Source organism: Serratia sp. PL17 (genome assembly GCF_017832355.1).
Lineage (GTDB): Bacteria > Pseudomonadota > Gammaproteobacteria > Enterobacterales > Enterobacteriaceae > Serratia.
The window spans coordinates 328,547-352,980 of the sequence record NZ_JAFIBY010000002.1 but is presented as its reverse complement, the minus strand read 5'-3'; the positions used below and the strand labels follow the sequence as shown (position 1 = coordinate 352,980).

The following is a 24,434-nucleotide window of genomic DNA, read 5'->3' as shown; positions in this document are numbered from 1 at the left end:
GCTGATTACACAAATCGGCAGCTAATGCAGCCCATCGGGCCATAATCCGCATGGAAGGTATCACCGCGCCGGGCGGCGACCGGCCGGGTGAAGGAACCGCCAAGGATCACCTGTCCCGCTTCCAGCTCCACGTCATACGGGAACAGCTTGTTGGCCAACCAGGCGACGCCATTAGCCGGATGGTTCAGCACCGCCGCCGCGACGCCAGACTCTTCGATGACGCCATTGCGGTACAACAACGCACTGATCCAACGTAGATCCAGTGCATCCGGTTTGATCGGTCTGCCGCCCATCACCACACCGGCGTTGGCGGCGTTGTCAGAAATGGTGTCGAATACCTTGCGGGGACGCTGCGTTTCGGGATCGACGTTATGGCTGCGTGCATCGATGATCTCCAGCGCCGGAATGATGTAATCAGTGGCGTTGTAGACATCAAACAATGTGCAGTTTGGCCCGCGCAGAGGCTTGGCCAGCACAAACGCCAGCTCAACCTCAACCCGTGGCACGATAAAACGATCGATGGGAATGTCGCTGCCGTCATTGAAAAACATGTCATCGAGCAAGGCACCGAAATCCGGTTCCGTAATCTGCGAACTGACCTGCATAGCACGCGACGTCAGGCCGATCTTATGGCCCTTTAATGTGCGGCCTTCTGCAACCTTTAGCGCCACCCACTGCCGCTGAATGGCGTAAGCGTCTTCAATGGTGATCTCGGGATGATCCAGTGATAACGCGCGGATCTGTTCACGGCTCTGCTCCGCCTGATGCAAACGCTGCACGGCACGGCTAACCAGTTCTTTATCCAACATTGACGGCCCCTTACTCTTTGCGGAATAGCGCGTGGACATTGTTTTGTTTGTAGTTCAACACCGGATCCAGCTCTTCCATGGTGAAGGACAGCGCCAAATAGCGGCTGGCCATCAGCGCAGCAAAGTGCTCGGTGATCAGCGCGAACAACATTTCCCCTACCTGTTCACGACTTTCCAGGCTGCGGCCATGACCAATCTTCAGCGTCATGTGTACGAAGGCGTAATCCTGCTTGCCGTCAGCCATCTGCCAGGTATCCAGCCAAATAGCGCGGCTGCGCACCCCGGCCAACGGGAAAATGCCGGTGTCCGCCAGTGCCTGGTTGACCTTGGCGAACAGCGTGGGCAAATCCGCCTCACGGCGGATATTGTCGGTACATTCAGCGTAAAAATGGGGCATGGCGACTCCTCAGGCTTCGGCTGGCAGCGGGAACACGGCATTGACCTGCCCGGTGCCGGAACTGGCGAACAGCGGCGTAATGAACTCCACCTTGCCGTCATATTTATCCCACCCCAGCAAGCCGAGCAGCATCACGGTGTCATGCATGTTGCCTTCGCCGTAGCAGTAATCGGCGTATTCCGGCAGCATTTCGCAAAACTCGCGGAAGCGCCCTTCCTCCCACAGCTTGACGACCCGTTCGTCCATTTGCTGGTCGAACTGACGCGTGTAACTGTTCATGCCTTCTTCAGCGCGCTGGTCGTCAATAAAACGATGAGAAAGCGACCCGCTGGCCAGTACCGCCACCGTGCCATCGTATTTATCAATCGCGGTTTTGATCGCTTCACCCAAACGGCGGCTATCGGCAAAGTCATGCACGGTGCAGAACGCAGAGATCGATATCACCTTGAAATGCTTATCGCTGTTCATGTAGCGCATCGGCACCAGCGTGCCGTATTCCAGCTTCAGGCTTGGGATCTCATGCGCTTTGGCGCGCACTCCGAGTGCGCAGGCTTCGGCGGCAATCAACTGACCCAACGGAGGATTACCTTCGTATTCGTAGGTCATGTCGCGGATGAAGTGCGGCAGTTCATTACTGGTATAGAGCCCCTCGAAGTGCGGGCTGCAATTGATGTGATAAGCGCTGTTCACCAGCCAGTGGGTGTCGAACACAATAATGGTGTCGACGCCCATTTCACGGCAGCGCGCGCTGATCTCTTTGTGGCCGTCGATCGCCGACTGGCGGCAACCAAAGTTTTTTCCAGGAATTTCCGACAGATACATCGATGGAACATGTGTAATCTTGGCGGCTAACGCTAACTTACCCATACAACCTCACATGAAACAAAAATGATTCCGTGAAACAGTGCCGGTGCGGACTTAAACGCCCCAACGTGGGATCGGGTGATCACCCATGGAAATACACACGTTCTTCATCTCGGCGAACACTTCGAAGCTGTATTCCCCGCCTTCTCGGCCGGTGCCGGACGATTTCACGCCGCCAAAGGGCTGGCGCAAATCACGTACGTTTTGGGTGTTAACGAAAACCATACCCGCTTCAATATTGCGGGCCAGACGCAGCACCTTGCTCACATCCTGCGTCCAGATATACGACGCCAGGCCGTACTCCACGTCGTTGGCCATACGCAGGCCGTCTTCTTCTGATTTGAACGGCAGCAGGCAGGCCACTGGCCCAAAAATCTCCTCCTGCGCGATGCGCATACGGTTATCGACATCAGCCAGCACCGTCGGGCGCAGGAAGTTGCCGTGGCTCAAGCCAGCCGGTTTGTCCGGGCCGCCTGCCAGCAGGGTGGCGCCCTCTTCCAGCCCAAGGCGAATATAGCCAGAGACTTTTTCCCAGTGCTGCGGGCTGATCAGCGCCCCCACCTGGGTGTTGGGATCCTGCGGATCACCCACGCGCAGGCGGTTGGCACGCTCGGCGAAGCGTTTGACGAATTCCGGATAAATGCTCTCTTGAATGAAGATGCGCGAACCGGCCGTGCAGCGTTCACCATTGATCGAGAAAATGGTAAACAGCGCAGCATCCAGGGCACGTTCGATGTCCGCATCTTCAAAAATCAGCACCGGCGACTTGCCGCCCAGCTCCATGGAAAACTTCTTCAGCCCTGCGCTTTCAATAATGCGTCGACCGGTGGCGGTACCGCCGGTAAAGGACACGGCACGCACATCTTTATGGCGTACCAAGGCATCCCCGGCAGTCGCACCGTAGCCCTGCACCACATTGAGCACCCCGGCCGGGATGCCCGCTTCCAGCGCCAGTTCCCCCAGACGATCGGCGGTCAGCGGCGACAGCTCGGACATTTTCAGCACTGCGGTGTTGCCCAATGCCAGGCAGGGCGCAGTTTTCCAGGTGGCCGTCATGAATGGCACGTTCCACGGCGAAACAAGCGCACACACCCCCACCGGCTGGATCAACGTGTAGTTGAGCATCTTGTCGTCCACCGGATAGGTGCGACCATTCATCTGCTGGCAGATCTCGGCGAAAAACTCAAAGTTGTGCGATGCGCGTGGAATCAACACGTTTTTGGTTTGGTGGATAGGCAGACCGGTATCGGCGGTTTCCATCTCCGCTATCTGCGGGACATTCTCGTCGATCAATTCACCCAAGCGACGCATCAGGCGTGCGCGCTCTTTCATTGGCGTATTGGCCCATTTCGGAAAAGCCTCTTTGGCGGCGGCCACCGCCTGATCGATCTCCAACTGCCCGCCAGACGCCACTTCTGCCAGCACCTCGCCGTTGGCCGGGTTGGTGGTGGTGAAATACGCTTTGCTGGCTACATTCTTACCGTTAATCCAATGGTTGATGGTTTTCATCGCAGGCTTTCCTCGTAATCTTTTTCACTGATGATGTGGTTAACCAAACGGCCAATGCCCTCGATCTCCACCACCACTTCGTCACCCGGCAGCACGTCAGCCAGCCCTTTCGGCGTGCCGGTGGCGATCATGTCGCCCGGCTGCAGCGTCATAAATTCGCTCAGGTAACTGATCAGGTACGGAATATCGAAAATCATATCGGCGGTGCTGCCGCGCTGGCGCAGCTCGCCGTTGACGTAGGTGCTGAGCGCCAGGCGGTGCGGATCGGCAATATCGTCACGATCCACGATGTACGGCCCAATCGGCGTCAACGTGTCGCGGCTTTTTACCCGCAGATTCGGGCGGTAGTAGTTTTCCAGGTAATCGCGAATGGCGTAGTCGTTGCACAGGGTGTAACCCGCGACATAGTCCATGGCGTTTTCACGGCTGACATTGCGCGCAGTCTTGCCGATCACCGCCACCAGCTCGGCTTCGTAGTGCATATACTCGACGTCAGCCGGGCGCACCGACACCTGGCGGTGCCCGGTCAGGGTGTTTGGCGCTTTCAGGAACACCAAGGGTTCTTCCGGTGCCTTGAACTCCAGCTCGCTGGCGTGATCGGCGTAGTTCAGACCCAGCGCGAACACCGTGCCCTGTGCAGGCGGCAACCACTCGGCCTCCAGCTCGTTCAGAACGCTGCCGTCCGGCAGGGTAACGCGTAATTGTTCATCGACGCTGACGTTAACAATTTTGCCGTGATGGCGAATACGGGCGTGTCTCATGATGCTTCTCCTGCCTGCGTCACAGGGTTGGTCAAGGTCGGCAGGCCGGCTGCGCGTACCCTGACTTCATCCCCCGGCATGATCTCCACACGTTGGTGTGGTGTGCCGATCAATACCGCGTCACCCGGCTGCAAGGTAATAAAATCGCTGATGGCCGCAATCAGCTCCGGCACCGAACGCACCAGATCGGCCGTTGACCAACGATCCCGCTCCACGCCATTGATTTCGGTGATGATTTCCAGCTTTGCCGAGGTCGCCAACTGGCCGATATCGCCTAACGGACAAAAGCCGTCGCGGCATTTCGCTTTGATTGCCGGCCGATAGAAGCTGCTTTCCGGCAGGCTGATGTCATTGGCCAGGGCATAACCGGCCAGATAATCAGCCACACGCTCGGCCGGCACCTTACGCGCGGTGTCGCCGATCACTACCGCCAAGGTTGCGCCGCTCTGTACCTGTTCACCGGCAGGAAACGGGATCGCCCCGCCGTTGGCGAGGTGGGTATTACGCGGCTTGATAAACCACACCGGGGTCTTCGGCGGGGTTTTATAAGGTAGCTCATGGAATGCCTGATCCCAGGCGTCAATTTGGCTGCGGTGGTTTAGCGCGACGGAAAATACGGTGCCTTTCATGCAAACTCCTTTCAATGACAGAACATGACAACCGGCATTCATTAATATGTTAATGATTACTTTTATACGCTGTTCAGCTTTTACGCAACGCGGGAGGGTTGATTTGTGATCGTGATAACAAAATATTCACAATCAGTGAACATTAGCGTGATTATTCAACGCATTAATCATTTTTAGGCGATTTTTCCACCCACAGGTACGTTTTCGCTTTATCCGGTAAGGTAAACTTGGCTACTATTAAGTTATTAATAAATCCAGGCAGTACATTGCGTTCTCTGCGATCGGTGCCGGAATAACAAACACCTTGATAGCAAAGGCTAAACCTATGCATGAATCCTTAACTATTGCCCTGCTGCAGGCACGTGAAACCGCCATGGGGTTTTTCCGCCCAATCCTGAAAAGCCATAATCTGACGGAACAGCAGTGGCGCATCATTCGCGTGCTGGCCAATAGCCGCTCCATTGAGTTCCATGAACTGGCGGCGGAAACCTGTATCTTGCGTCCCAGCCTGACCGGCATCTTGTCGCGTATGGAGCGCGATAAGCTGATTTTCCGCCTGAAACCGGTTAACGATCAGCGCAAGCTCTACGTTTCACTGACCCAGCAAGGTCAGGAATTGTATGAGGTGGCACGTCATCAGGTCGAACAGGGGTACGGTGAGATCGAAGCCGCATTCTCGCAGCAGAAGATGGACCAACTAATGGCACTGCTGGACGAGCTGATCACTCTGGGGGATAAATTGCCCGCCAACGTAACCGCCCATCCCACAAAGAAATGATCCTCCCGGCTCTCATCCTCAATGAATTGGCGTTGCCGCTTGGCGGGCGGTAGGGGCGCTGCGTGCTGCGCCCTGTTAGCCGGTCCGAATATATTCGCCCCCTGCGGTGAGCGTAGGCAGCCAACAACGCTGCAACTTCAGGCAAGAAGAGGATGGGCCTCGGGTAATAATGCGCCGCCATCCACCACCAGCGTCTGCCCGGTAATATAGGCCGCCGCCGGTGAGGCCAGGAACACCATCGCCGCAGCAATGTCTTCAGGTTCCCCCAGCCGCCCGAGTGGCACTGCGGCGGCAATGGCCTGATTGACCGTGGCACCGCCCAGGTTGGCCATCGCCGGTGTGCGGATCATCCCCGGCTCCACGCCGTTAACCCGCACGCCTGCCTCTGCCAGCTCCAGCGCTGCCGCGCGAATAAAACCGTTAACCCCGGCCTTGGAGGCGGCATAGTGCGCCAACCCCGGATAAGCCACCCGTGGGCCCGTCACCGATGAGGTCACCAGAATGCTACCGCCGCCCTGGCGCTGCATCCAGGGTAACGCCGCCTGCGCAAGAAAGAACGGCGCCATCAGATTGACGCTCAGCGTGCGTTGCAACAGCTCAGCATCGATTTCGGCAAACGGCGTCAGCGGGAAATACGCCGCATTGTGGATCACGACGTCCAGCCGCTGATAACGTTGCCCCACTGCCGCCACCCATTCTGCAATCTGCCCAGGGTCCGCCAAATCGCAGGCCATCGCCTGCACCTGCCAGCCCTGCTGTTGTAGCGTCTCAGCCGCTGCTTGTGCCTTTTGTCGCTGCAGATCCGCCATCACTACCGTCGCACCCAACTGGGCAAAAGCGCTGACAATCGCCAGCCCAATGCCCTGTGCACCGCCGGTTACCAGCACGACCTTGCCGCTGAAGGCATCGTCCGCATACGTCGTCTTCATCGGCTTATCCCCGTGGATGGCGGGTCGTATTGAGCACTTGCGCATGGGCACCCACCGCAAAATTGCTTAGCGCACTGAAATCGCTGCCCTGATAACCGAGGATCTTGCCGTCAGTTCGCATCCCTTGCAGATCGATCATTACCACCCCTAACGTTGGTACGATTTTCTCGCGCCAGACGAACAAGTAGAGTTTTTCAGCCACTTTCACGTAGTGGCAGCGATCGACATCCGCCAACCCTTTCTCCACACCGTCCAGACACTGCCAGGCGTAGAAATTGTCGTTCAGGTAGATATGTTCGTAACGTTCTGTCGGGCTATAGGTGTACATATTGCGCATACCGATCAACTCGTCGGTGAAATGCGGCGGCGTAACCTTGGCATCATCCAAGGTGCCAAATTGGAACTCGACGTTGACCGCCGTTAACGGCAGCCCCTGCTCAACGCGGCTGAAGGCATCCAGACGGGTTTGCTCCTCATTCGGCAACTGGCCGTACACCGCAGTAAAATTGCCCTGGTTGCGATCGCACACCAGCGTGATACTGGCGTTATCCTGTGCGGGATCGAGAAAATCGATAAACAAAATGCCGGGACGAATGCTGGTAGCCCGATAAGCAATGCCCCGGTACTCGCCCCAGCTCAGCGTCTGCTCGTCCACAAAATGACAGCTCAGCATTTCCCCGTCGGTAAAGCGCAATACCAACGTGCTGCCGCTCAATCCGTGCTGTTGCTCCAGCGTATTGCTGTGTGGGGCAAAACCTTCCGCCAACGCGCCAACCTGAATAAATACCGCTTCTGAACTCATTTGATGCTCCTTAAAGAGAAGTGAAAGCCAATGTCGGTACGTCAACAATGGTTGAACCGCCGTCCGCCACAAGCGCCGCGCCGGTGATGATTGACGCTTCCGCCGAACAGAGAAAACGACAGATGCCGGCAATTTCTTCGGCGCTGGCCGGGCGGCGCAGCGGCACGTCACGGCAGACATGCTGGTAGGCCTGTTCCAGCGTAAGTTGGTGCGCTGCCATTAACGGCTGCATTTCTTCATCCGCCATCGGTGTCGTGACCCACCCCGGGCAGACGGCATTGGCACGCACACCTTGTGGGCCATAATCGCGGGCGATGGATCGCATCAGCCCGATCAAGGCGTGTTTGGCGGTGACATAGCCGCAGACCTCCGGCCCGGCGGCCAGCGAGGCGATAGACGCGACAAACAACAGATTACCGCCGGTTTTAACCAGCTCCGGCAGGCAAGCACGGGCACTGGCAAACGCACTATTGAGATTGCTGTCCAACGCGTGGCGCCAGTGGTCATCGCTCATCTCGGTAATGCGCCCCAACCCCATGCCGCCCGCGCTTCCTATCAGGCAGTCGATGCGCCCAGCCTGCTGCAAAATGGCCGGCAGCAGCACGGTTTTCCAACAGTCCCCGCTGGACGCGTCGCCCACTAAAGCCTGTGCGCCAATGTCGTCTGCCAGCGCCATCAGGGGTTCACGACGACGGCCGATGATGAACACGCGGTCGCCGTTGCCCGCCAGCAATCGGGCACAGGCGGCGCCAACACCAGTGCCACCACCGGTAATCACTACGACTCTACTCATCCAGTTTCTCCATCAATTGGCCCATCATCAGCAAACTGCTCAACAGCAGCCGCCGCTGTTCCGGCTCCAGCCGCAGATAGCGGCGACCTGCCGGCAACCGGCTGACCACTTCCGAAGCGGCAAAATGCTCGATCTCCAACCGCCAACGGCCAGCGACCGCCGTCAGTTGAATACGACGAAAATCAAGCTGTTCCAGCGTTTGACCTATTTGCGGATAACGCTGCAGGGCAGCAATCACCTGTTGCGCCACGGCATCTTCTCGGCGGGTGCGGTACACCACGCCGCGTCGACGTAGCCAACCCCCTGCGGTGATACGTAGCGTCAGCGGCGCCTTCAGCGTGCAATCACCCTGCAACAGAAAACGGTGGCTGACGATATGCGCCATAAACAACGCGCTAACCTGTTCGCTGATGTCGATCACCGGCCCCTGCGGCAAGGTCAGGCGCAGCAAACAGGGCGACAGACGCTCACAGGCATAAGGCTGCAGGTTGTTTGCCAGGCGGCTCAGGGTTACCCCAGGTTGATAGCCGGCTGGCGCGCGCTGCCAAAGGCGGTTAAGTGAGGGAAGTAAGCCGATCAAACTGCGCCTCCTCGTTTTCTGCTTTCGCAAAGGCAGTTTCCAGCACCTGTTCAACCGGCACGGGCTTGAACGGGTTAACCTTCTGCACGCACAGGGTCCAGAACAGCGCATAGGCCGCAGTCAGGCCAATCATGATGCTGAAAGGAATGTAGACGGCTCGCGGGTTCATACCCGGCGGGGTGATATAGATAATCGCCAGCACGATGCCCACACTGGAAATGATTTGTGGCAGCGGGAACCACGGCGATTTATACGCGCGTGGCAAGTCTGGACGACGAATACGCAGGATCACCACCGAACAGGTCACCAGCAGGTAAGCCACGCCCCAGGCGCAGACCGCTGCCAGCACCAAGGGAATAATGCGATCGAGATTGCCCTGAATGGCAAAGGCGTGAATACAGGGGATCAGCACCGCCACCAAAATCCCCACCACCGGGGTTTTAAAACGCGGGTGCAGATAGGCGAAGATACGCGGCAGTGCGCCGTCCAGCGCCATGCCGTAAAGAATGCGCGGTACCGCCGCCATCAGCGTATTAATGGTGGCCGCGCCAGCCAGCAACAGCCCGACGCCCAGCCAGTATTTGCCGAACTCCCCCATTACCTGGCCGGCAAAGGCCGGGATCGCCATCGGCGTATCCAGCAGGTGAACGCCATTGGCGGCATCCACGACCACGTTTTCCACCTGATGACTGAGTGCCGCACCGTATAGCGCCATGCAAACCGCCACGCCGCACAACCCCAGCGACATTGCACGCGGGATCACACTGGCGGAACGTTTGATCTCCGGCGCCATCGGCGTGACCAGCTCACAGCCAACGAACATGAACATCGCCATGCCAATCAGGCTAAATACCGCGAACGGATCGCTCAGGCTCAACGTGCTGCCAAACCAGCCTTCCAGAGGAACCGCATGCGGCGACAGCAGCCCGGCAATGCCAAAGATCACCAGCGTGCTCCACATCGCGAAGGTCAGCACGATTTCCGCTTTGCCGAACGCCTCAATACCGAATGCGTTAAGCAACCCGAACACAATCACCAACCCAACCCCCACCATCCAGGACGCATTATGGGTTTCCATCAGGGTGTTAAGGTGTTCAAAATTCACCAGCGCCATAATGCCGGACAGAATGGTTTCTGCAGTACCGGCAAAGATATGCACGATCAGGTAGGCTGACAGCGCGCCGGTGATGGCAAAAAAGCGCCCCATGCCACAGGCGATATAATCGTATACCGAGCCGGACGTCGGCAATATCGCCGCTGCCTCGGAGAACGTGGTGAGCTGGGCCTGCATCATAATAAAAGCGATCAGCATCGCCAGCGCGAAGGTGTCGCCGCCGATACCAAAACCACTGGTGACAGTGAGGATCACCGGACTGGCCATAATCACCCCGACCGAGCTGGCCAGCGTGGTGGGGAATCCGACCTTACCCCGCTCAAGGTGGGCGTGAAGCCGCGACGACAGGTTCATGGTTATTTCCTCTTATAGTTTTATCGTTTTGCCCTGATGGTGCATTTGCAGGTTTTACGTCGCCAGTGGCGGCAATATCACTATAGAGAGGAATCGAAAATGCTGACTATCGTCCTAAAGGACGAGAGGGGCTCAAGCTGTGCTGCCGCTCACAGCACTGCGCCATTGCATGGCGCCCTGGGGGCTACGCGGGTAAGCACGCAGCGGCTCAAGCAGCGCAGAAAAGAAGGCGTAATAGCCCGCACACAGCCGGTTATAGCGATCCGCACCGATGTGCGCCGGGCAGCCGCCCTGGCAGACAGTTTTCACGCTGCAGCTCTGGCATTCGCGGCGCAGGCTTTTGACCCGGCCGAAGTCCATGGCCGTTGCCGCCGATACCGCGTCCGCGAAGGGCGTATGTTGATCGAAATGCCCCAGATAATGCTGCGCGTCCATCAGATGATCGCAGGCGTAGAGCCGACCATCCGGCTCCATCACCAAATTGCCGCCGCAGCGTTCGGCATGCACGCAGCTGGGGCTGACCTGGGTGAAGTACTGCGCGTAAACATGTTCGATGTTCATCACAAACACCTTGCCCCAATGCCTCTGTGCGCGCCAGCGACGGTAAATCGCTAGCATAAAGCGCCCCCAGTTGGCGGCGCTCAATCCGTAGCCGGCATCCGGGGCGTCACCTTCCAGCATCAGGGGCTGAAATTGCAGGTAACGTGCACCGAGCGCAACAAAATGGTCGTACATCGCCTGCGCTCGATCCACCACACCGTCATGCACCACCACCAGCAGGTTGAACGCGATGTGATGCCGATGCAGCAGCGCAATACCGCGCAGCGCATCGTCATAGCTACTGCCACCCCGCTTATCCGGACGGTGTGCGTCCTGGATCTGCCGGTCGCCGTCAAGGCTGACGCCAATAATGAAATCATGCTGTTTGAACCACCGGCACCAGGCGGCGTTCAGCAACGTGCCGTTGGTCTGAAGACTGTTGCTGATCCTAACGCCCGGTGGCGCATATTTTTGTTGCAGCGCCAGCGCTCGCTTGTAAAAACCGATACCTGCCAGCAGCGGCTCGCCCCCCTGCCAAACAAAGTTGATCTCGCGGCTGTAGCGCGGCTGGGCGGCGATATAGCGACGGATAAAATCCTCCAGCAGCCCGTCGTCCATTTTTTGCGGTCGCTCGCCCTGTCGCTGCGGGTAATAGCAATAGTTGCAGGCCAGATTACAACCAGCCCCGATAGGTTTGACCAACAGATGGAAAGGCACCGCGGCACGCGGTTCGACGGCAACCGGGATCTGCTGCGCGCGCAGCTGAGTCAGGTTCATTCTGCCGCCTGCGGCAAGGGCTTATGGGTAATGGGATCGAGGCCAATATAGTTGCCGGTTTTGCCGTCCACCCCAAGGTAATCAATCGCTTCGCCTTTGGCTTCTATCACCATGCCTTTGTCAGCGTACTCCTGGTATTCCTTACTCAGCTGCTTAACCCGCTCGGGGTTGGCGGCAGCCACATCCTGTGTTTCGAGGGGATCGTCCTGCAGATTGAACAGCCCCCAGGGTGCCATTTGCGCCGTAGGCCCGGCTTTCACCAGCCGTCGCAGCTTCCAGATGCCATCCACGTAGGCGGCCTGATTGTGCAGCTCAACGCCGTAGGTTGAGCGCGGCACGCTGTCGGCATCGCCGCTGAAATACCGCTTGAAGCTGACGCCAACCATCGGCAACGTCGGTTTTCCCTTCAGTTGCTTACGGGCATCAATACCGGCGTAGTCGTACAGCGTCGGTGCGATGTCATACACCGCCATGGGCGTTTTATCGATGCCGCCCCGGCCTTTTAACTGCGGCGCAGAGATGATGAAATCAGTATTGATCCCCCCCTGCGCGCTGGTGGTTTTATGGTAGTTAGCGTACGGCGCATTGCTGACGTTAGCCCAGTGTGGGCCGTAAGAGATAAAGGACCCTTTGCGGCCAATATTGGCGTAACTGTTATCAAACTGCTGCCAATACTCCGGCTTAGATCCGTAGTAAAAGCCGCTGGCCGGGTTAGCGCCATTGTCGGTGGCAAAAATGATCACCGTGTTTTTATCACGCCCGGTCTGTTTTAGCGTCCTTAGCACCCCACCGACCTGATCGTCCATATAGGCGATCATCGCCGCATACACCTGCATGGTTTTTGCCGCGTATTTCTGTTGCTCCGGCGTCATGTCCTGCCAGGCTTTATCGAGCGCCAACGTCGGCATGGGCGTGTTATCAGAAATGATCCCCAATGCCTTCAGCCGCTGAATGCGTTGCTGATAGGCCTGCTGGTAACCAGCATCATACTTGCCGTCAAATTTTGCGATCCAGTCGTCCGGTGCCTGCAAGGGATCGTGCGGTGCGGTGAAAGCCAGGTAGGCGAAGATAGGCTTATCCTTCGGCGTATCGCTGATCCACTGCGCCATTTGGGTAGCGTAGGCCTTGCTGGAATAGAAATCCTGTGGCAGCGAGACGCGCTTGCCGTTCAGGGTGTAGAAAGTATGGAAGGCTTCGACCGTGCCCAGCGGTTTTGCATCGTCGAAATGGCTGGTACCGCCCCCCATAAAAGCAAAAGCGCGTTCGAAACCGCGATCGGTCGGTTTCGCCCCCTCGGCATAGCCCAGGTGCCATTTACCCGCCATCATGGTGGCATAGCCAGCGTCCCGGAAACGTTCAGGCATCGTGGTCACCCGGTCGGTCAGGCGCATTTCGTAACCCGGCTGCGCCGCCGTACTTTCGTACCACCACATGCCACCCATGCCGGCCTGTTGGTTGGTGTTGCCCGTCATCAGCATCGATCGCGCCGGGGCAGACATCGGCGAAGTATAATACTGGCTCATGCGCACCCCTCGCTCGGCCAGCGCCTGCAGGTTGGGCGTGGGGATCTCACTGCCGAACGGGCTGATGTCGGAATAGCCCATATCATCCACCAGAATGATCAGCACGTTGGGGCGTTCGGCGTCTGCCGCATGTGCTATCCCCGACAATGCGCTACCCAGCGCCACCGCCAGCGTTTTCTTCTTCATCATCACCTCATCCCCTGCATTGTCATTCGGGTTGAACAACCAAACGCCTCAGCCCGAGAAAGGTCATAGTTTTTTCGTCTTATCCTTTTGCCGCCGGCTGCCGTTATCTTCAAGGCATAGCCAGAGCGGTTTTTTGCAGTGTAGGAAGCAATAGAAAAGCCTGGCTATCGTTCTTAAGAACGAGGCGCCGCAACGAAGAAGCCGAGATGTAGCACGCAGAACGCAAAACTGTCCGCGCCACGGAAAGCGCGAAAACCGCTGTAAATTCAGCGGCAAAACGTCATAAAGATTTCATTAATGTATTAATGAAACAGGCTGGAAATCGAGTGCAGGCAAGGATGAGGAGCCAAGTGGCATCTTGTTATTTATGTATTTTATTGCAATCAGGCTCACGTTGTTAATATGTTTTTATTGTGTTGCGAAATTGCTACAACTATGCTTGTATCGTTCATATTGTATACAGATGCGCGTACCGTCCCAGTACCAGAATGACATACCCAGTGAATTTAACGTTGCCGCTCATCACGCTGCGGTTTAAAGACGACGGGTAAAGGGAGGAAATGAATCATGCACACTGCACCACCTGATGCCTTTATCACTAGCTGCCTGGCCACCATCGCGCACCTGATCCCGGTGTCCGCTGGGGTATTTTATTTAGTGAATTCCGATCTGCGGCCAGATCACTATATTTTGCATGGCATTTCCGATAAAACCCACCAGCAGTATTTGAACCATTTTCAGCAGATCGATCCGCTCAAACCGGCCAATTTCCACCATCAGGATATCAATATGGTCGGGATGAGCCCGATGGCGATAGCCAATAATCGTCATTATTATCATGATTTTATGCTACCCAATGACATGCGCGACATGACCGAGATTTTTATCCGGCAACGTAAACGCATCGTCGCTGGCGTGTCGCTGATCCGCGATACCCCCTTTACTGAATTGGAGCGTGGTCGCTTGCGGGCGGTCATGCCGTTGATCGAACTGGCGACCCGCGATCTGCTGCCCGAGGGGGAAGCCCAATTACTGACGGCCAAAGAGCAAGAAATCGTGAATATGGTACGCGAAGGAGCCAGCAATAAACGCATTGCGCTGAAATTAGGCATTTCACTTTCAACCGTGAAAACCCACATGCGGAATATATTTGCCAAAACCGACGTGGTAAATCGTACCGAATTAGTCGCCAGCAGCTTTATTGCCCACGGCTAATAAATAAATCGAGTCATAGCAAGGAGTTATAGCGTTGGTCATACAACGCGTTAATTATTCGCCATCCTTGGCGCGGTGTCCGCCTGCCTAAAATCCGGCATCGCGGCTATATCTGATTCAGACTTAACCTGCGGGGATAATTATTATGTCCAGCGATTCCGTTTCTGTGCCCGCTGCCGGGGCGGCTCTCCCCTGCCCGCCACGGCTGTTGACTGCCATTATTATCTTTGCCGCCATTGCGCCGGGCATCCTGATGACAGCCCCAGCGGTAGCGGCGCAATTGGCCAGCCAATGGCACCTCACCCCAGCACAAATCGGGCATTTGTTTTCCACCGAACTGGGCGCAATGAGCCTGGCGACGCTGCCCGCCTGGTGGTGGATTGGGCGCGCTAACTGGCGCCAGATCGCGGCGCTGGCGGCAGCCGTATTTATTGCCGGGAACCTGGCCTCAGCGCTGGTCAGTGATTTTAGCCTGTTATTGGGGCTACGCTTTGTCGCTTCGTTGGCGGGCGGTACGCTGATGATCCTGTGTATCACCTGCGCCGCCGGCACCGCCAACCCCAGCCGAGTCTACGCCCTGTGGGTGCTGGGCCAACTGGTACTGGGAACCGTCGGGCTGCTGGTACTGCCGCCGCTGTTCGCCCATGTTGGCCTGATGGCGGTTTATCTGATCCTGGCAGCCATCATGCTGTGTTGCCTGCCACTGATCCGCGCCTTCCCCAGCGGGTTTCACCCGGCGCAAACCACAACCCAATCCGCAGCGATTCCGTGGATCCGTAAAGCCTTCGCCGTACTGTCCGTGCTGACCTTTTATATCAGCCTGAGCGCAGTCTGGACCTTTATCGGCAGCATCGCCGCCGCCGCCGGGCTTTCGCCGGTCAACAGCGGTCAGGTACTGGCCGCCGCCACGCTGTTTGGCATCGTCGGTGCCGGCGGTGCCGCGTTAATCAGTGCGCGCCGTAGCGGCAATGTACTGATTTGGCTGGGCTACGCGTTGTTGATCGCCGGTATTGGGCTGTTGTTCAGGGAACCCCTATTGCTGCGTTTTGCTGCGGCCGCCGTGCTGTTCAAGTTCACTTGGACCTTTGTACTGCCGTTTATTTTGGCCCGCGTTGCCGGCCTGGATAACAACGGCAAACTCATGAACAACATCAATCTGGTGATTGGCGGTGGTATGGCGATAGGCCCAACGCTGGCCGGTTATCTGATCGAATCTTTCGGTGGCTTCGACGCACTGTTGGTCGGCGCACTGGGCAGTGCGCTGCTGTCGCTGCTGTTGATTTTGTTGGCTTCACAGCGCGTTCGCCGCGCCGTTTAACAGGAGTAAAAAGGTGAAAAGAAAAACCGGTTTCTTGTTTGATGAACGCTGTTTCTGGCACAGCACCGGCCTGCACGCCACCACGCTACCGGTTGGCGGTTGGGTACAACCCCCCTCGGGGGCGGGCCATGCCGAATCGCCGGAAACCAAACGGCGCATGAAAAACCTGATGGACGTGTCAGGTCTGTCGCGCCAGCTCACCCTGCTGAGCGCGGAACTGGCGTCGGATGAAGACCTGCTGCGCATTCATCCGGCCCACTATTTACAACGCTTCAAACAGTTAAGCGACAACGGCGGCGGCATGCTGGGTGAGGAGGCGCCGCTCGGCCCCGGCAGTTACGAGATCGCCAAGTTGTCCGCCGGGCTAGCCTGCGCGGCAGTCGAGGCGGTGCTGCAGGGCGATCTGGACAACGCCTACGCACTGTCACGCCCACCGGGCCACCACTGTCTGCCGGATCAGTCGATGGGCTTTTGCTTTTTGGCCAATATCCCCATAGCCATAGAACGTGCCAAAGCGAAATACGGTCTGGGCAAGGTGGCGGTGCTCGACTGGGACGTTCATCACGGCAATGGTACCCAGCATATCTACTGGCAGCGGGATGACGTGTTAACGCTGTCGCTGCACCAGGATGGTTGCTTCCCTGCAGGATACTCCGGTGAGCAGGATCGCGGGGCCGGTGCGGGCGAAGGCTATAACATCAATATTCCGTTGCTGGCCGGGGCCGGTGACGACGGTTATCTGCATGCCATGCGCCAAATTGTCATTCCGGCACTGGAACAATTCCAACCAGAAATGATCATTGTCGCCTGCGGTTACGATGCTAATGCCCTCGATCCGCTGGCGCGTATGCAGCTGCACAGCGACAGTTTCCGTCACATGACGGCGTTGGTGCAGGACGCCGCCGATCGCCTGTGCGGTGGCAAATTGGTGATGGTACATGAAGGCGGTTATGCCGAATCCTACGTCCCCTTCTGCGGCCTGGCGGTGATGGAAGAGCTCAGCGGTATCCGTACCGAGGTACAGGATCCCCTGCTGGCCTTTATCCAACAACAGCAGCCGCGTGAAGCCTTCAACCAGTTCCAGCGCCAGGCTATCGATCGCCTGGCACAGCAATTCATTCGCTAATCGCCTCGGGGCGCAGCATCTTGCGCCCCTACCAATTCCTCGCTTTGCCGCTACGCTCAATAGGGTTTCCGTTTATCCCTACCGATGAGAAAAATAATATGTCTGAACAGAAAATTACCTTTATCAAAGGTGTCCAGGGCGATATCGCGGTACATGATTGGGGCCATGACCGGCCGCGCTTTCTGGCGCTGTTGGTACACGGTTACGGTGAGCATCTCGGTCGCTATCAGTACGTCGCGCGCACGCTGGAGGCGCAAGGTGCGCGAGTCTTTGGCCCCGACCACATTGGCCACGGTTTGTCGCAGGGTGAGCGCGTATTAATTGAAGATTATGACGCCGTCGTCGACGACGTTCACCACGTGGCGGCACATTTCCAGCAATGGCATCCGGGGGTACCCCTGGTGATTATTGGCCATTCCATGGGCGGCATGATCGCCACCCGCTACGTTCAACGCTATGGTGATAACGTGCGTGCGCTGGTGCTTTCCGGCCCGTTGATTGGCGAAAGAACCCAGATTTCCGATCTGCTGAATTTACCGAAGATCCCGGACACGCCACTTGATACCGCGACGCTGTCGCGCGATCCGGCCGTCGGCGTTGCCTACCAGGCCGACCCGCTGGTGTGGCACGGCCCATTCAAACGCCCGACGCTGCATGGCATGCAGCACATGCTGGCCAAAATCAACGCAGGGCCGGGCTTTGGTGCCTTGCCCACGTTATGGATACACGGTGATGATGACCGGCTGGTGCTCATGGCGCAGTCGCAAACCGCCATCAACATGCTGAAGGGCAACGATTTTGAATCTATGGTGAACCCAGGTGGGCGTCATGAGAGCTTTAACGAAACCAACAAAGATCAGATCCTGAGGCGGATCGGCAGTTTTATTGAGCGGGTGCTGGGATAAGCGGTTTCCCCTCTCCTGCAGGAGAGGGGATTACAATAGGATCAGCCTTCGACAATGGCCAGATAGTGTTTTACAAAACGATCGGAGGTGATTTCCCAGCGAACCGGCGTGCCCTTCTCGACAAACCACGAGTCACCAGCCTGGTACTGCACAGATTTACCGGTGTTCTCATCAGTCAGCGTGGCCGTGCCTTCCCATACGGTGGCATGTTCGGCGAACGGGTATTCCATCACGAAGGTACCGCGCGTACAGCTAAAAATGCCGCAGTTCAGGTTATCGGTTGGCTCACCGAAAATAGTCGCGACGCCCACGTTCGGCTCCCCGGCGATCACTTTGGCACCCAGGTTGCTGACGCTGCCAATTTCCAGCAATTCAGGCAGCGGTTGCTTAAGCAGTAATGGTTTCATGTCTCTCTCCTCTCATAAGAATTAACGGCGGCCTTTCCAGTAGCCGGATGTCTGGTGCCAAACTTTGCCGGCAGTGGTCATCACCCGCCGCAGTTTGTCCTTGCCGAAGATATTGACGTGCGGAATCGAACTCATCAGATCGTAACGATCCGATCCTTCGCTCATGCCCTCCGCCAGCACCTTGCAGACGATATGACTCGGCGTGACGCCAAAGCCGGAGTAACCCTGTACGTAGAACACGTTATCGTGCTGTGGCAAGGTACCAATCTGCGGGAACAGGTTGGCGCTACAGCACAGCGGGCCGCCCCAGGCCAGGTCGATTTTGACGTCATGCAGATAGGGGAACACCTTCAACATCAGATTACGGTTCCAGGCTTTGAGATCTGCCGGAATGTATTCGATCAACCGGGTCGCACTGCCGAACAGCAGCCGGTTTTCATTGGTCACCCGGTAGTAGTCGATCACCGGGCGAATATCGCTGTAGGCGCCGCGGATCGGGCTGATCTGCCGGATCAACGCGTCAGGGAGCGGTTCGGTCGCCAATTGGAAAGCATAGGTATTGATGGTTTTGTTGTAGATGAACGGCTCCATGCCGTTGAGAAAACCGTTGCAGGCCCACAGCATCTTATTGGCGCGTACCGATCCCATGGCGGTGCGTACCTTAATGCGCGAACCGTACTCCACGCCCAGCACGCTGCTGTTCTCGAAAATTTTCACACCGTAGTCGCTCAGCGCTTTGGCCTCGCCCAGCAGCAGGTTAAGTGAATGCACATGCCCACCGCCCATGTGTTTCAACGCGCAGGTATAAGCGTCCGATCCCACCACCTGCTTCACTTCCGCACCGGTATAAAGTTCGATCTCTTCGTCAGGCGATACCGCTTTAAATTCCTTCAGCCAGCTGCGCAGGGTTTTTTCCTGGCGCGCGTTGCTGCCGAGGTAGCCGTAGCCAAAGCAAAAATCGGCGTCGATTTGGTATTTTTTGATGCGTTCGCGAATAATCCCGGCGCCGAGGTTGCTGATTTTAAAGATGGTTTCCAGCCCGGCAGGACCGACGTGGCGTTTGATCTTTTCCAGGTCATGGCCGATCCCCGCCATCACCTGCCCACCGTTGCGGCCGGTGCCACCGTAGCCCAGATGACGTCCTTCAAGAATGGCGATATTGGTGATGCCCCGCTCCGCCAGCTCCAGGGCAGTATTAATGCCGGAGAAGCCGCCACCGATAATGACGACGTCAACGTCCAGATCTTCTTCCAACGTCGGGAAGCGCAGATCGTACTTTTTGGTTGCCGCGTAGTAGGTTAAGGATTCGATATTATTATTCACTGCCGCACTCCCGATGACCTTGGCTCTATCATCGGATTATCGGCAAGCGACCCGGCGGCCACCATATCCCCTTAGGGACATTCGCAACAAATAATTAACACTCAGGCGCTGCGACGCAGCGGGGTGGCTAACAGCAAGCTGAACAGTTCAGCCTGTGAGCCGATATTCAGCTTGCTGTAGATGTTCTTGCGGTGATTTTTCACCGTGCCCAAGCTAATAAACAGCCGGTCGGCAATCTGCTGTGAGCCGCAACCCTCAAGGATCAGATCCACAATCTCGCGTTCGCGGGGCGTCAGCAGATAACGCGCCTGCACGGCCTTGTCCATTACCTTTTCCGGCGTAGCGGGGGCGGCAATCACTTCCCCATGCAGACGAGCGACGCTTTTCAATAGCGTCAGCGCATCGCGTAAATCCGCCAGTTGGGGGGAGCGTACCCCGACCGATTGACGCGCCGACCCGAAGAACACCCCCAGCCCGCGTTCCGCCGTCAGGGGCAGCAGCACGCCAGCTTCGTCATGCCAGCCGGTCTTGCGGTAAAAATTACGGTAATAATCAGTATGGTAGAAACCGCAGGGCGCGAGCTGGCGCAGCGTTAGCACGTCGCCCCCAGCGCCGCCGTTCAGCGCCTGATAAAACGGATCCTGGAGATAGGCGCCCTGTTGGTAAAGTTGGTTAACCGCGTCGCTGTTTTCCTTCTCGGTTTTTATCAGGCAGCGCGGCGCCTGGCCGCGTTCAAAGGCGTAGACAATGGCATTATCAAAAGCGAAAAAGCCTTCCAGCCAGGCCAACAAGCCAGGATAAAAGCCTGGGGTCGCCACCGCGTCGATCACCGCTGATAATCGTTCGACCTGAATAGTCATCTCTGCCCGCCATCATTAATAAATTAACAATCACTGTGCTCCGGCTTCATCCTGGCCTGCTTGTTATAAAAAACACTCAATGGCGCCAAATGCAATCCCTGAATTGTTTACATGTTAAACAAATCACACCTTCGCAAGATTATTGCGCCCTGCCACAATCATGCTGGGTTAACATATTAATGGAATGTCATTCAGGCAGTGAAAAGCAGTGGTTCGGCCGCTGAGGCTGGCTTATGCTGTGGTTTTCGTGTGCCAAGGAGAGACTATGACAACCAGCCTGACGATCGCCAACCGCCATACCTGGTTCGGCCACGGCAGTATCAGCCAACTGATCCCGCTACTGAACGCAGAACCGCAGCCGACGCTGCTGTTTAGCTGCCGCTCATTCCTCAATGGCGCGGTGTATTCTTCGCTGGCGGACACGTTGACGCCGCTGCTTATCGGCACTGAGATCGTCAGCCACGAGGCGTCACCGCACGAGATCGACGCCTGGGTAGCGCGCTGGCGCGGCAAGGCTCAGCGGGTGGTGGCGATCGGCGGCGGCAGCGTGCTGGATGCCGCCAAGGCCTTTGCCGCCCTGGTTGAGCACCCACTGCCAACCCTGCGCTATATGGAAAAAGTCGGCGACACTAAAATCAGTGGGGCCACCTTGCCGCTGATTGCCATCCCGACCACGGCCGGTACCGGCAGCGAAGTCACCCAGAATGCGGTCATCACAGATACCCAGTTCAGTAAGGTGAAAGCCTCGCTGCGGCATAACAATTTTGTCCCTCATACCGCTATTCTGGACCCGCAACTGCTACAGGGTGCGCCGGATAAGGTCCTGGCTTACTGCGCCATCGATGCCTTCACCCATTTGTTCGAGGCCTACCTGTCCAAAACCGCCAATGCCATGACGCGAGAGATGTCACTGACCGGTATCCGCCACTTCCTGCAAGCCTGGCCCAGGCTCAACCGCAGCGATCAGGCACGTGAGGACATCATGCAGGCTTCCTACTTAGGTGGGCTGACGCTGAGTGCCGCAGGACTGGGTGTGATCCACGGTATTGCAGGTGAAATTGGCGCATTGCGCGATTATCACCACGGACAGGTCTGCGGCCGTCTGCTGCTGCCTTTCCTCGAGCTGCTGGCTCAAAGTGAACAACCGCAGCAGCGGGCACTGATGGCCGACCTCGCCACTCGCCTGTTCCCCGAACAACATGACAGCCCGGAACGCTACCTGATCGACTTCATTACCCGCAACGCCATCGCCACGTTTTGGCAGGACGATCTGCCCCTGTCCGCCGACGAACTGGCCGTGACGCTGGCTAAATCCAACAGCAAGAACGCGCTGATCGACTACAGTGCGCCGCAGCGTCAGCTGATGATCGAAGGCGCATTCCGCGTCGAATGATTATAGAATGAGATCAACGTAATAGCGGGGGATCGGAAATGGGTATCATCAGCTGGATTTTCACCGGCATCGCGATTGGCATACTGGTCGGTGTGCTGCTCAAAATTTTCAGCAAGAAGAAAGATCAGTAACATCAAGCTGTTCCATGAGCCGCCAGCAGGCACTCGTGGAACAGCTTCACGACCCGTTGCGGGCTGGGTGAACGCCGTAATACGCTGGAATACTCACAGTGGTAACAGAACAGCGACGGTTTGATCGCCCGCATCATATTCTGCGCGACAAAAAATGCCGCATAGTGGTCGGGAAGAAAACCGACGTACTTGCCGGAAAGGATCAGCGTCGCGATCGACTCCTGAGCAAATCCGGTCGCTTTACGCTGCAAATGCTGTTGCAGGCTCAGCTCCATATTCGGTGAATGGTAGCCTAAACCGGCAAAGGCATAATGGTGCAACAGATCCCAATTCAGCGTTTCATGATTAACAGAAAATAATTCATGCTGCGCACCACAATATAAGAACATCCTCTCATTAAATAACGAACTATAAGATAAACTTTCTGCACTACGGTGCATGGGAATAATACCCACCTGGAATTGGCCATCAATAACGCCACGCTCAATGGTATTTATTGGTTCCACATACATTTGCAAAGACACGTCCGGTGCCTGCTCGCTAAATAACGCAATCGCCCGGCCGATGTGTGCCTGAGGATTACTGACGGTGTGATCAAATATCGCCACATGCAGTTGCCCCCCCAAACGCTGGTGCACATCATCCACCCCACGGCGGAAAGCTTCGGTCGCCGCCAAGAGATTGATGGTTTCCTGATAAATCAACAGCCCTTCGTCAGTGACTGCAAACCCCTCACGCCCGCGATGGCAGAGCGTCAGCCCCAAACGCTGCTCCAGATCCTTGATATGCTTGCTGATGGTCGACAGGCTGATATTCAGTTCCAGCTCAGCCGCACTCATGCCGCCGCAGTCAACCACGGCCTTAAACACTCGCAGCAACCGTAAATCCATATCCGCTAACTGCCCCAAAAGTGCGCGCTTTTTTACTTGCATAAAACCTTAAGTAAGTTTCGATATATGATTATTCACATTAGTGAAGAAGCAGAACATAGTCAATTTCAAGCAACAATTCATTAACACGAAAGATAATTTAATAAACCTACCTATTCTCCCCCCGGAGGGAAAAATGGCTGATTTAAATCACCCTGAAAATAAGCCCGAACGTGAATGGTTAGAAGCACATTGGATGCCGTTTACCGGTAACCGTAATTTTAAAGCCAACCCGCGAATCATCAGCCACGCTGAAGGCGTTTATTATACCAGCCAGGATGGGCGTAAAATCTTTGACGGTTTATCCGGGTTATGGTGCTGCGGATTAGGTCATGGCCGTCAGGAAATAGCCGACGCGGCCTATAAACAACTTTCCCAACTGGATTACTCCCCGGCATTCCAATTCGGCCATGCCTTATCATTCGAGTTGGCGAATAAAATTAAAGCCATGACACCGGCCGGGCTGGATTATGTCTTTTTCACCGGCTCCGGCTCCGAAGCGGCAGACACGTCATTAAAAATGGCGCGGGCCTATTGGCGAGCCAAAGGTCAGGCAGGAAAAACCTGCTTTATCGGCCGCGAAAAAGGCTATCACGGCGTCAACTTTGGCGGGATTGCCGTGGGCGGGATTGCCGGTAACCGCAAAGCCTTTGGCACCAGTGCCGAGGCAGACCACCTGCCGCATACCTTGCTGGCGGAAAACGCCTTTTCGCGCGGGATGCCTGCGCAAGGTGCCGATCTGGCAGAAGAACTGAACCGGATCATCGCGCTGCGTGATGCGTCGACCATCGCTGCCGTCATTATCGAACCCTTTTCCGGTTCCGCTGGCGTTATTGTCCCCCCGGTCGGCTATCTGCAACGTATCCGTGAGATCTGCACCCAACACAATATTCTGCTGATCTTTGACGAAGTGATCACCGCCTTCGGTCGTTGCGGCGCCTTGACCGGCGCTGAAGCCTTCGGTGTCACGCCAGATATGATGAATATCGCCAAACAGGTGACCAACGGTGCGCAACCCATGGGCGCAGTCGTGGTTCGCCCAGAGATTTATCAGGCCTTTATGGCCACCGATGACCCCGAGTATTTGCTCGAATTCCCGCACGGCTACACCTATTCCGCCCACCCGGTTAGCTGTGCCGTCGGGTTGGCGACGCTGGATATCATTGAGCGCGAGCAGATGATTGAGCGGGTTCAGGCGCTGACGCCGTATTTTGAGCAGGCCGTGCACGGATTGCAAAGCTGCCGCCACGTTACCGACATTCGCAATTTTGGCCTGGCGGCGGGCATCACGCTGGCGGCACGACCGGGCGAAGCGGCACGCAGGCCGTATGAAGTGGCGATGCGCTGTTGGGAAAGTGGGTTTTATGTCCGCTACGGCGGCGACACCCTGCAACTGGCACCGCCGTTTATCAGCAGCGAAGCGCAGATTGATTCGTTAATCAACGCCTTGGGCGACGCCATCAACGCCACAGAATAAGGAAC

At 56.7% G+C, this 24,434-nt stretch carries 24 protein-coding genes; 7 read left to right on the top strand and 17 right to left on the bottom strand.

What is annotated here, in order from left to right:
• Positions 1-5: 5 nt before the first annotated feature.
• Genes hpaH through JOE25_RS10355 form a run of 6 tightly spaced genes read right to left on the bottom strand, consistent with a single transcriptional unit; the run spans position 6 to position 4,969 of the window.
• Positions 6-809, bottom strand: coding sequence for a 2-oxo-hept-4-ene-1,7-dioate hydratase (gene hpaH, locus JOE25_RS10380; RefSeq protein WP_209634842.1), 804 nt, complete (start codon positions 807-809; stop codon positions 6-8).
• 10 nt (positions 810-819) lie between these two features.
• Entirely contained in the window at positions 820-1,206 is a 387-nt protein-coding gene (locus JOE25_RS10375; protein WP_209634839.1) for a 5-carboxymethyl-2-hydroxymuconate Delta-isomerase, read from the bottom strand.
• A 9-nt stretch (positions 1,207-1,215) separates the two neighbouring features.
• A complete protein-coding gene (hpaD, locus tag JOE25_RS10370) occupies positions 1,216-2,073 on the bottom strand; it encodes a 3,4-dihydroxyphenylacetate 2,3-dioxygenase (protein ID WP_209634836.1) in 858 nt (285 codons plus the stop codon).
• Positions 2,074-2,124: 51 nt separating this feature from the next.
• A complete protein-coding gene (gene hpaE, locus JOE25_RS10365; RefSeq protein ID WP_209634833.1) occupies positions 2,125-3,579 on the bottom strand; it encodes a 5-carboxymethyl-2-hydroxymuconate semialdehyde dehydrogenase in 1,455 nt (484 codons plus the stop codon).
• The gene (locus JOE25_RS10360; protein WP_209634830.1) at positions 3,576-4,340 is read right to left on the bottom strand and encodes a fumarylacetoacetate hydrolase family protein; all 765 of its coding nucleotides are present in this window, start codon (positions 4,338-4,340) and stop codon (positions 3,576-3,578) included. The genes hpaE and JOE25_RS10360 overlap by 4 nt, the downstream gene beginning before the upstream one ends.
• Positions 4,337-4,969, bottom strand: coding sequence for a fumarylacetoacetate hydrolase family protein (locus JOE25_RS10355; RefSeq protein ID WP_209634827.1), 633 nt, complete (start codon positions 4,967-4,969; stop codon positions 4,337-4,339). Before JOE25_RS10355 ends, JOE25_RS10360 begins: the two co-directional genes overlap by 4 nt.
• Before the next feature lie 325 nt (positions 4,970-5,294).
• Here JOE25_RS10355 and hpaR point away from each other — a divergent pair, with 325 nt between their 5' ends.
• Positions 5,295-5,747, top strand: coding sequence for a homoprotocatechuate degradation operon regulator HpaR (gene hpaR, locus JOE25_RS10350; protein ID WP_209634824.1), 453 nt, complete (start codon positions 5,295-5,297; stop codon positions 5,745-5,747).
• 137 nt (positions 5,748-5,884) lie between these two features.
• Here the strand turns inward: hpaR and JOE25_RS10345 are convergent, their stop codons facing one another.
• From JOE25_RS10345 to JOE25_RS10315, 7 genes are all read right to left on the bottom strand, one after another.
• Positions 5,885-6,676: an SDR family oxidoreductase gene (locus JOE25_RS10345; protein ID WP_209634821.1), complete on the bottom strand. Its 792-nt coding sequence runs from the start codon at positions 6,674-6,676 to the stop codon at positions 5,885-5,887.
• 4 nt (positions 6,677-6,680) lie between these two features.
• On the bottom strand, positions 6,681-7,478 hold the full coding sequence (locus JOE25_RS10340; RefSeq protein ID WP_209634818.1) for a MoaF C-terminal domain-containing protein: 798 nt from the start codon (positions 7,476-7,478) through the stop codon (positions 6,681-6,683).
• Positions 7,479-7,488: 10 nt separating this feature from the next.
• Positions 7,489-8,271 (bottom strand): SDR family oxidoreductase, encoded by a 783-nt coding sequence (locus JOE25_RS10335; protein WP_209634816.1) that lies wholly within the window; start codon positions 8,269-8,271, stop codon positions 7,489-7,491.
• Positions 8,264-8,851 (bottom strand): DUF3156 family protein, encoded by a 588-nt coding sequence (locus tag JOE25_RS10330; RefSeq protein WP_209634813.1) that lies wholly within the window; start codon positions 8,849-8,851, stop codon positions 8,264-8,266. The genes JOE25_RS10335 and JOE25_RS10330 overlap by 8 nt, the downstream gene beginning before the upstream one ends.
• Positions 8,826-10,319 (bottom strand): APC family permease, encoded by a 1,494-nt coding sequence (locus tag JOE25_RS10325; RefSeq protein WP_209634811.1) that lies wholly within the window; start codon positions 10,317-10,319, stop codon positions 8,826-8,828. Before JOE25_RS10325 ends, JOE25_RS10330 begins: the two co-directional genes overlap by 26 nt.
• A 132-nt stretch (positions 10,320-10,451) precedes the next feature.
• Positions 10,452-11,636 carry an anaerobic sulfatase maturase gene (locus tag JOE25_RS10320; RefSeq protein WP_209634808.1) on the bottom strand — a complete coding sequence of 395 codons (1,185 nt, stop codon included), beginning with the start codon at positions 11,634-11,636 and terminating at the stop codon, positions 10,452-10,454.
• On the bottom strand, positions 11,633-13,345 hold the full coding sequence (locus tag JOE25_RS10315; RefSeq protein ID WP_209635289.1) for an arylsulfatase: 1,713 nt from the start codon (positions 13,343-13,345) through the stop codon (positions 11,633-11,635). The genes JOE25_RS10320 and JOE25_RS10315 overlap by 4 nt, the downstream gene beginning before the upstream one ends.
• Positions 13,346-13,912: 567 nt before the next feature.
• Between JOE25_RS10315 and JOE25_RS10310 the strand changes: the two genes are divergently transcribed.
• From JOE25_RS10310 to JOE25_RS10295, 4 genes are all read left to right on the top strand, one after another.
• Entirely contained in the window at positions 13,913-14,560 is a 648-nt protein-coding gene (locus JOE25_RS10310) for a LuxR C-terminal-related transcriptional regulator (RefSeq protein ID WP_209634805.1), read from the top strand.
• 145 nt (positions 14,561-14,705) lie between these two features.
• Positions 14,706-15,878, top strand: coding sequence for an MFS transporter (locus JOE25_RS10305; RefSeq protein WP_209634802.1), 1,173 nt, complete (start codon positions 14,706-14,708; stop codon positions 15,876-15,878).
• A 13-nt stretch (positions 15,879-15,891) separates the two neighbouring features.
• Complete coding sequence (locus JOE25_RS10300) at positions 15,892-17,004, top strand: class II histone deacetylase (protein WP_209634800.1); 1,113 nt, start codon at positions 15,892-15,894, stop codon at positions 17,002-17,004.
• A gap of 98 nt (positions 17,005-17,102) precedes the next feature.
• Positions 17,103-17,909 (top strand): alpha/beta hydrolase, encoded by an 807-nt coding sequence (locus JOE25_RS10295; RefSeq protein WP_209634797.1) that lies wholly within the window; start codon positions 17,103-17,105, stop codon positions 17,907-17,909.
• A 41-nt stretch (positions 17,910-17,950) separates the two neighbouring features.
• Here JOE25_RS10295 and JOE25_RS10290 read toward each other — a convergent pair whose 3' ends face one another.
• From JOE25_RS10290 to JOE25_RS10280, 3 genes are all read right to left on the bottom strand, one after another.
• Positions 17,951-18,316 (bottom strand): cupin domain-containing protein, encoded by a 366-nt coding sequence (locus tag JOE25_RS10290; protein ID WP_209634794.1) that lies wholly within the window; start codon positions 18,314-18,316, stop codon positions 17,951-17,953.
• 21 nt (positions 18,317-18,337) lie between these two features.
• A complete protein-coding gene (locus tag JOE25_RS10285) occupies positions 18,338-19,639 on the bottom strand; it encodes an FAD-binding oxidoreductase (protein ID WP_209634791.1) in 1,302 nt (433 codons plus the stop codon).
• A gap of 101 nt (positions 19,640-19,740) precedes the next feature.
• A complete protein-coding gene (locus JOE25_RS10280; protein ID WP_209634787.1) occupies positions 19,741-20,499 on the bottom strand; it encodes a response regulator transcription factor in 759 nt (252 codons plus the stop codon).
• A gap of 265 nt (positions 20,500-20,764) precedes the next feature.
• On the opposite strand from JOE25_RS10280, the gene JOE25_RS10275 reads away from it, so the two are divergent.
• Positions 20,765-21,892 carry an iron-containing alcohol dehydrogenase gene (locus JOE25_RS10275; RefSeq protein WP_209634784.1) on the top strand — a complete coding sequence of 376 codons (1,128 nt, stop codon included), beginning with the start codon at positions 20,765-20,767 and terminating at the stop codon, positions 21,890-21,892.
• A 133-nt stretch (positions 21,893-22,025) separates the two neighbouring features.
• On the opposite strand, the gene JOE25_RS10270 is transcribed toward JOE25_RS10275, so the two are convergent.
• On the bottom strand, positions 22,026-22,955 hold the full coding sequence (locus JOE25_RS10270; RefSeq protein WP_209634781.1) for a LysR family transcriptional regulator: 930 nt from the start codon (positions 22,953-22,955) through the stop codon (positions 22,026-22,028).
• Positions 22,956-23,088: 133 nt separating this feature from the next.
• On the opposite strand from JOE25_RS10270, the gene JOE25_RS10265 reads away from it, so the two are divergent.
• Positions 23,089-24,429 carry an aspartate aminotransferase family protein gene (locus JOE25_RS10265; protein ID WP_209634776.1) on the top strand — a complete coding sequence of 447 codons (1,341 nt, stop codon included), beginning with the start codon at positions 23,089-23,091 and terminating at the stop codon, positions 24,427-24,429.
• The last annotated feature ends 5 nt before the right edge of the window (positions 24,430-24,434 follow it).

Excerpts from the sequence above, each read along its gene's own strand:
- hpaR (WP_209634824.1), top strand. The coding sequence starts at position 5,295 with ATGCATGAATCCTTAACTATTGCCCTGCTGCAGGCACGTGAAACCGCC.
- JOE25_RS10375 (WP_209634839.1), bottom strand. The coding sequence starts at position 1,206 with ATGCCCCATTTTTACGCTGAATGTACCGACAATATCCGCCGTGAGGCG.
- JOE25_RS10305 (WP_209634802.1), top strand. The coding sequence starts at position 14,706 with ATGTCCAGCGATTCCGTTTCTGTGCCCGCTGCCGGGGCGGCTCTCCCC.
- JOE25_RS10355 (WP_209634827.1), bottom strand. The coding sequence starts at position 4,969 with ATGAAAGGCACCGTATTTTCCGTCGCGCTAAACCACCGCAGCCAAATT.
- JOE25_RS10290 (WP_209634794.1), bottom strand. The coding sequence starts at position 18,316 with ATGAAACCATTACTGCTTAAGCAACCGCTGCCTGAATTGCTGGAAATT.
- JOE25_RS10345 (WP_209634821.1), bottom strand. The coding sequence starts at position 6,676 with ATGAAGACGACGTATGCGGACGATGCCTTCAGCGGCAAGGTCGTGCTG.
- hpaD (WP_209634836.1), bottom strand. The coding sequence starts at position 2,073 with ATGGGTAAGTTAGCGTTAGCCGCCAAGATTACACATGTTCCATCGATG.
- JOE25_RS10275 (WP_209634784.1), top strand. The coding sequence starts at position 20,765 with ATGACAACCAGCCTGACGATCGCCAACCGCCATACCTGGTTCGGCCAC.
- JOE25_RS10265 (WP_209634776.1), top strand. The coding sequence starts at position 23,089 with ATGGCTGATTTAAATCACCCTGAAAATAAGCCCGAACGTGAATGGTTA.
- JOE25_RS10280 (WP_209634787.1), bottom strand. The coding sequence starts at position 20,499 with ATGACTATTCAGGTCGAACGATTATCAGCGGTGATCGACGCGGTGGCG.
- JOE25_RS10360 (WP_209634830.1), bottom strand. The coding sequence starts at position 4,340 with ATGAGACACGCCCGTATTCGCCATCACGGCAAAATTGTTAACGTCAGC.
- JOE25_RS10315 (WP_209635289.1), bottom strand. The coding sequence starts at position 13,345 with ATGAAGAAGAAAACGCTGGCGGTGGCGCTGGGTAGCGCATTGTCGGGG.
- JOE25_RS10320 (WP_209634808.1), bottom strand. The coding sequence starts at position 11,636 with ATGAACCTGACTCAGCTGCGCGCGCAGCAGATCCCGGTTGCCGTCGAA.
- JOE25_RS10270 (WP_209634781.1), bottom strand. The coding sequence starts at position 22,955 with ATGCAAGTAAAAAAGCGCGCACTTTTGGGGCAGTTAGCGGATATGGAT.
- JOE25_RS10310 (WP_209634805.1), top strand. The coding sequence starts at position 13,913 with ATGCACACTGCACCACCTGATGCCTTTATCACTAGCTGCCTGGCCACC.
- hpaH (WP_209634842.1), bottom strand. The coding sequence starts at position 809 with ATGTTGGATAAAGAACTGGTTAGCCGTGCCGTGCAGCGTTTGCATCAG.
- JOE25_RS10295 (WP_209634797.1), top strand. The coding sequence starts at position 17,103 with ATGTCTGAACAGAAAATTACCTTTATCAAAGGTGTCCAGGGCGATATC.
- JOE25_RS10335 (WP_209634816.1), bottom strand. The coding sequence starts at position 8,271 with ATGAGTAGAGTCGTAGTGATTACCGGTGGTGGCACTGGTGTTGGCGCC.
- JOE25_RS10340 (WP_209634818.1), bottom strand. The coding sequence starts at position 7,478 with ATGAGTTCAGAAGCGGTATTTATTCAGGTTGGCGCGTTGGCGGAAGGT.
- hpaE (WP_209634833.1), bottom strand. The coding sequence starts at position 3,579 with ATGAAAACCATCAACCATTGGATTAACGGTAAGAATGTAGCCAGCAAA.
- JOE25_RS10325 (WP_209634811.1), bottom strand. The coding sequence starts at position 10,319 with ATGAACCTGTCGTCGCGGCTTCACGCCCACCTTGAGCGGGGTAAGGTC.